Source organism: uncultured Chitinophaga sp. (assembly GCF_937874145.1).
Classification (GTDB): Bacteria; Bacteroidota; Bacteroidia; order Chitinophagales; family Chitinophagaceae; genus Chitinophaga.
Genome location: NZ_CALNBI010000490.1, coordinates 1 through 6581, shown reverse-complemented (window position 1 = coordinate 6581; position 6581 = coordinate 1). Strand labels below are relative to the sequence as shown.

Here is a 6581-nt window from a genome sequence, read left to right as displayed (position 1 = left end):
CGGAAGACAGTACCGTGCGCCCCGTGGGGATCGCTGCCCAAAAAGGCGGCATGTCGCCCCGGAACATGCTCACCACTACAGTGACCGACGAACTGCGCATGGCCACGCAATACCAGAGCAAGGTGGTGGGCGTGGCGCTGAAGGACAGGGGTTCCATCCTCCCCGCAGGCCATGCCGCTAATGCGGCTTTCTGGTACGATGGCAGTTCCGGCAACTGGATCACCAGCACCTACTACATGCAGGAATTGCCCGCCTGGGCGCAGCGCTATAACGCGGCGAAACGCCCGCAACAATTGCTGGCCGGCGGCTGGGAAACGATGTATCCCATCGCCACCTACAAGCTCAGCGAAGCGGACGACAAGAACTACGAAAACAAATTCAGGCACGAATCCGCGCCGGTATTCCCGCACCGCTTCGCGGGGCAGGAGAACGGTTCCATCCGCTCCACGCCCTACGGGAACACGCTGACATTCGAATTCGCGAAAGCCGCCATCGAAGGTTACGGGCTGGGCGCCGGCAAAGCGACCGACTTCCTGGCGGTAAGCTTTTCCTCGCCCGATGCGGTAGGCCACCAGTTCGGCCCCAACTCCATCGAAACGGAAGACGTGTACCTCCGCCTCGATAAAGACCTGGCCGATTTCTTCACTTACCTCGACACCCGCTTCGGCAAGGGCAACTGGCTGTACTTCATCACCGCCGACCACGGCGTTTCGCATTCTCCCGGCTACCTTGAAGAGCACCGCCTGCCCACCGGCACCCTGGATGGCAGCGGTATCGTGAAGTCGCTGAACACCGAACTGGAAAAGATGTACGGTGTGAAGAACGCCATCATGGCTACGGCGGCGGACCAGCTCTACCTGGATCGCCCTGCCTTTGCGGCTAAAAATGCAGACATGAAGCAGGTTTCGGATTACATCATCAGCCGCCTGCGATCCGTACCCGCTATCTCCGATGCCATCTATCTTCCGGAAATCGGCAAAGCCGGCTTGCACCAGCCGCTGCAGACGATGCTCCAAAACGGCTACAACCGCAAGCGGGGCGGCGATATCGTTATCATCATGAACTCCGGCGTGAAAAACGGCAGCCGCAATGGCGCCACGCACGGACTATGGTATCCTTACGATTCCCACATTCCGTTAGTTTGGATGGGATGGGGCATCAAAAGCGGCGGCCGCAGCTACCGCACCATGGGCATGACCGACATCGCGCCCACCATCGCAGCCCTTCTCAACATCCAGGTGCCGAGCGGCAACATCGGGCACGTGATCGGGGAAGCGATCGATCCCAAAAAACCTTAACCTTTTTCCCATTTAGCGATAGCCTGCGGAAGTACCCGTTCCGCGGGCTTTTTAATGCACGCTCACAATAGCCGCGGCCTGCGTCAGATTTGTTTCTTATTCAAATCCGCCGCAGGCCGCAGTTGTTTTACTATAAATTATTTCAATAAAGAGCGCACCTGCTGCTCCGTCAAAGCAACTTTGGGCTGGAAGCGCGCTCCGTGCATGTAAGCCATGAGGCTGCGCCTGAGCTGCGCTGCGGCGGGGCGTTTGTCTGCGTCGGTCGTGAGATCGGCGGATACGAGCACCAGTTTTCCTTTACCTACCGAAGCTTCGATCACATTGGCCATTTTCCGGTTCTTGAAGAAGTTGTCGATCACGCGCACAACGGGGTCGATGGCGGGCAGCTCGTCCAGGATCATGGTTTTGGAGGAAGTGATGAGGTGCCACCACTGCCAGTCGGACCATGCTTCCGTCGGGAAGTCGGCCAGGGCGGGGTGTTTCGGGTTGCAGAGGATGCCCATCGTGCCGGGCTGGTTCGGAAAGTGGACCGGGCTCCAGAATACAGGCGCAAAGCGGCCATCCACGCCGTGGATCTGTGCGGTATCGGGGTTCAGGAGTACTTTTTTGCCTTGCTGAAGCAGGTCCATCGCTTCGGAAATGTTGCGGGTATAGTGAACGTCTGCATATTCACTTTGCTGTTTTTCGGGATACACCCAGATGCGCCACTCGTTGCGGCGCTCGCCGAGGCGAAGGGTGACCGTCAGCGCCGTGGCGCGGGCAATACCTGCCAGCGGGAAGGAGAATTCACCCAATTGCTGGCCGGTCCCTTCCGCGATATCCTGCTGTGAGAGCTTGCCGCTGAATACCAGCTTGCCGGCGGTGGTTTTCACCGTCCATTCGGGCGTGATGTTTTGCAGAACGCCTCCGCTGAAGTTGGCGGCTTCCGCGGCGGCTTTGAAAGTTTCGCCGTTGCGGTAGGTCGCTTTTTCGAATCGGAGCAGCGGCACGGCGGGCTGGCAATACATGCGGTGCTGTTCGGGCGTTACAAGGCCCTTGCTGTCCCAGAAAGCGTCGAGGATACCGATCAGGGCGGTGCCCTGGCCGGGGAAGTCGTGCAGGTCCAGCAGCTGGAAACCGCTGAAATACTTCGTCTTCATCGCCCGTTCGATTTCTTCCTTATACAACAGCGCCGCGAACTTGCCGCTCGACTGCAGGAAAGCCGGCGCGAGGTGCAGCAGGTTTTTCCGTTGCAGGTCGTTACGGATCGCTTTGAAGTTCAGCGGGTCGAGGACGCCGGTGTATTTCTTGATCTCCTCCATATTCGGGAAAACGGAGTACTGCCCGATCTCATGCGTGATGATGGGCACGTTCAGCCCCTCCGTTTCTTTGGTGTAATCGTTGTTGAAAGATGGCGCGATGGTGTTGAAAATCCCTTGTCCGCGCACCCATCCTTTTTTCGTCCACTGGGTGATGAAGAATTCGTCGCCGGGCTCGGGCCATGCGCCATGGTCTTGCTGGAAGGTGAAGGAAGTGGTCGAATACAGGTGTCTCGGATCTTCTTTCTTCAACTTTGCCACCATTTCTTCCAGCCAGTTGAAATTCCCTTCCAGCTCGTTGCCCATGCTCCAGAAACAGAACGAGGGGTGATGGCCGTATTCGCGGCTGATATGTTCCGCTTCCAGCGCCAGCCAGTTATTCATGGCGCTGTCCTGCCCGGCGTTTTTGTTCCAGAATGGCAATTCCACCTGCAGGTAGAAGCCCATCGAATCTGCCACCGCGAATGCCGCTTCCGGGGGGCACCAGGAGTGGAAACGCAGGTGGTTCAGTCCGTATGCTTTGGCGGAGTTGAAGACTTTCGCCCAGCCCTTGCGGTCCATCGGCGGATGGCCGGTCAGGGGGAAGATGGCGCATTCCAGGGTGCCGCGGAGGAACATCCGCTTGCCGTTGACCTGCAGATGCGCGTTGTGGTTGGTGATCTCGCGCCATCCGAAACGGAGCTGCTTCCTGTCTGCCGAAGCCGGTGTTTTCAGATCAGCCGTGAGCGTGTGCAGCACGGCCTGGACCAGGGGCTTCAGGCGGGTGACCAGTTCGTCGGCTTCCGCGAAACCTTCCGGCACGGGGAGCTCCGCTTCCAGTTTGTTTTCCCCTTCCTGCAACCGCACCGGCAGGCTCTTTTTCAATTTGCCGGTCTGCAGCAAGAGGGACCCGGCCGAAACGGGCCCCTCGTTTATCATTGTAATTGTTATACGAAGTATGCGGTTCTTTTTGTCGGGCCAGGTCTGCAGATCGGCGATGCGCGCGGCAGGACGGGCCTCCAGTTCCATTTTCCCCAGGATGCCGTTCCACATGATCTGCGTGCCGTCGGTATAGGCATGGGCCATGTCGGACGCGCTCATGTCGTATTGCTTACGGTTGTCGACACGGATCACGATGCGGTGCTTGCCCGGTGTGAGCTGCCCCAGGTCGTAGCGGTGCGGCGTGCTCACGAGGTTGCGGGTGCCGAATTCCTTCCCGTCGATCCAGACGTGGGTGGTCCAGAGCACGCGTTCCAGCAGGAGGGAAGCGTGTTTGCCGTTCCAGTTTTGGGGAATGATGATGTCGCGCGCATACCAGGCCGGCCCTACGTAACGGTGTTTCCGGGTGAGCATGAGCAATACCTCGCGGGTGAGGGAATCCGCGGAGATCGCGGGCTTCCGGCCGATACCGGCGTCGTCGAGCGTACCGGGCAGGCGGAGCGTAGGTTTGAATGATTTGTGCTGCCATCCCTGGCTGATCCCTTCGTCGAGCGAGTCAATGGCGTATTGCCAGTTCCCCGACAACGGGAGCGATTGCGCGTTGGCGCCGATGGCGATACAGATGAAAAGCGTTGTTATAATGATTCTTCGCATGGTCTTGATAACGATTTAAACGGATGCTGTTTCGGTAGCTTCCTGGATGAACGACAAATGTGCCCTGGCGCCGAAGTGCATGTCTTTTTCCAGCACTTCGCGGAAAGCGGTGGAGGCTTTCGCTGCATCCCCGAGGCCAAGATAACCCAGTCCCAGCAGAAACACGCAGTGCAGGCGGTTCCTTTCGGTGAGGTCGTCTTCGAAAATAAGCAGGTCGGGCAGCGAAACGGCGAAGTATTCGATGCGCACGGGGTCTTGCCCGTGTTCTTTCCCGTAAGCGATCAGCTTTCTGAAAATGGCTTCCGACTTGTCTTTCTCACCCAGCGCGGCCCAGGCGAGGCCCTGGTAGAAGATCTTCTCCGGGGGCGCGTCGTTGTAATACATGGCGGCTACCGGTTCTGAGGAGCCTTCCGTCGCCTTTTTATAGTACTGCGCGGCTTCGGCGTGCTGGTTCATGGCTGCAAGGGCTTTGCCCATCCAGTAATGAACATCGTTTTCGCGGATGCCGAAGAGCTTGCCTTCTCCCAGCGAATCCGGCCATTCCTGCGCCTTTTGCAGTTTTTCTATCGCTGCTTTGGGTTGGTTGGCGGCCAGGTCTTTCCGCGCCAGCGCCGTCAGCGCAAACACATATTGCCCGGATACTTTGCCTTCTCCGCCTTCCCAGGGATGGAATTTGCGGTCGAGGAGGAGTTGCAGTGCCTTTTCATGCTCGCCGAGGAAGTTATACAGCGCGGCATGTTCGAGGTAGAGGTCATCGCGCCATTCCACGGCGCTAAGGTGGTTGTTGAGCCGGTCGAGGCGCTCCCGGGCGGGCGATCCCAGGCGCTTATGCGGCTGGTCGAGCTGCATGAGCACGCGGGCATCTGTGGTATCCAATGCGAAAGCTTTCTCGAAATGTTGCAGTGCCCCCGCGGCGTCCTGGCGCTTGTTGTAAAGCGCGATGCCGAGGTTGCGGTGAACGGTGGGGAATTCCGCGTCGCGGCGGATCGATTCCTGCCACATGCCGATCGCTTCGTCGTATTGCTTTTTGTCGTACCAAAGGCAACCCAGGTAATAAGGCGACTTGCCGTCGGCCTTATTATGCTCGACGGCATATTGCAGGATGTTCACGTCTTCGATCCGGTTGGGGAAGCACAGGTACGGATCGGCCGCGGCGGCCTTGCGCAGGAACTGCAGCGCCGAATTCTCATCGCCCGTTTGCCCGTAGCACCAGGCCAGGTAGTAGTATTTGAGCGGCGAGGCGTTTTCCGGCATGAAGCCCAGCCAGGCGATGGCTTCCTCGTAAAGTCCGGCGGCCATATTGTCGAGGGCGTGCTCGAGGTAATTGGGGGCATGGTCACGGGCGAGGCGGAGCAGGGCGCTTTTGGCGATGCCCGCTTCTTTGCCGTTGCCCAGCTGCTCGTGTGCCAGCCATTGTTCGTGGTATAAACCGAGGTTGAAGAGGTCGCGGCGGAGGCCTTCGGTACATGCGGCCAGGGCTTCTTCGTGCCAGCCGAGTTTCCGGAGGATGGCGGCTTTCAGGGCGCGGGCTTTGTTATTGCGGCCATTGCGGTCGATAGACCAGTCGATCTGCTCCAGCGCCTGCGCATATTGCCCGCGGCTGGTGCTGATCTGCGCCAGCGCGAAATACCCGCTGTCCTGCCAGGCGCTGTTCCACACGGCTTTATGGAAAGCGTCGTACGCTTCGGACAGGCGGCCCTGCAGCTGCAGGCAGAGCCCGAGGTTGTAGAGCGCTTCGCCGTCGTAGGGATTGGGGTTCCTTTGCACGAGGGTGTCCACGGCTTTGCGGAGGTATTTCTCCGCCCGGGCGAACTGCCCCCTGCGGAGGAGCCAGGCGCCGAGGGCGTTGTTACTCCGCGCGTCTTTGGGGTCGCGGCGGAGCGCTTCGGTATAATAATCCACGGGTGAATAGGTGGCGTGCCGGTATTGCTCGAGGTGCATGCCGGTGAGGAAAAGTTGTTCGTTATTCTCCGTATCCGCCGGCGATTTGGCGGCCTGCGCGGGCTCGGGGATAGCGGTTTCTTTAGGGGCGGATGGCTGGTACCGCAGGCGCACGTTCCCGTCCGTTCCGCGGATGATGGTTTCCACATTCGATGCCGCAGTGCCCGCGGGCAAAGGGATCCGCTGCTGGAAGATGTGCTCCGGCGATGCGCTGAACACATCTTTGTAAATCAGCTCCCCGTTCACGCGGATCTCCAGCGTTTGCTGGGTTTCCGGGCCGGTGGCGAACACTTTCACATGCAGGTCGCTGCCTTCCTGGGTGCTGTGGAGCAGGAGGTCGCGGGTAGCGTTCTGTACAAGGCCCAGCTCGCGGTAGGGCAGGAAATATTGGGTGAAGGATTTCTCTTCGTAAGGCATGAGCCAGCTGAAATCAGGCTGGTTGTCGGTATAGACGCCGGTCATCAGCTCGATA

The 6581-nt window shown here is 59.1% G+C and carries 3 protein-coding genes; 1 reads left to right on the top strand and 2 read right to left on the bottom strand.

Annotation, left to right across the window (positions count from 1 at the left end; genetic code table 11):
- Positions 1 to 1298 (top strand): alkaline phosphatase family protein (locus tag Q0510_RS23240; protein WP_298717153.1); only part of this gene is annotated, 1298 nt, incomplete at its 5' end.
- Positions 1299 to 1435: 137 nt separating this feature from the next.
- Here the strand turns inward: Q0510_RS23240 and Q0510_RS23235 are convergent.
- Complete coding sequence (locus tag Q0510_RS23235; RefSeq protein ID WP_298717151.1) at positions 1436 to 4168, bottom strand: sugar-binding domain-containing protein; 2733 nt, start codon at positions 4166 to 4168, stop codon at positions 1436 to 1438.
- A gap of 15 nt (positions 4169 to 4183) precedes the next feature.
- The coding region (locus tag Q0510_RS23230) for a tetratricopeptide repeat protein (RefSeq protein ID WP_298717149.1) at positions 4184 to 6581 on the bottom strand (2398 nt) is incomplete at its 5' end.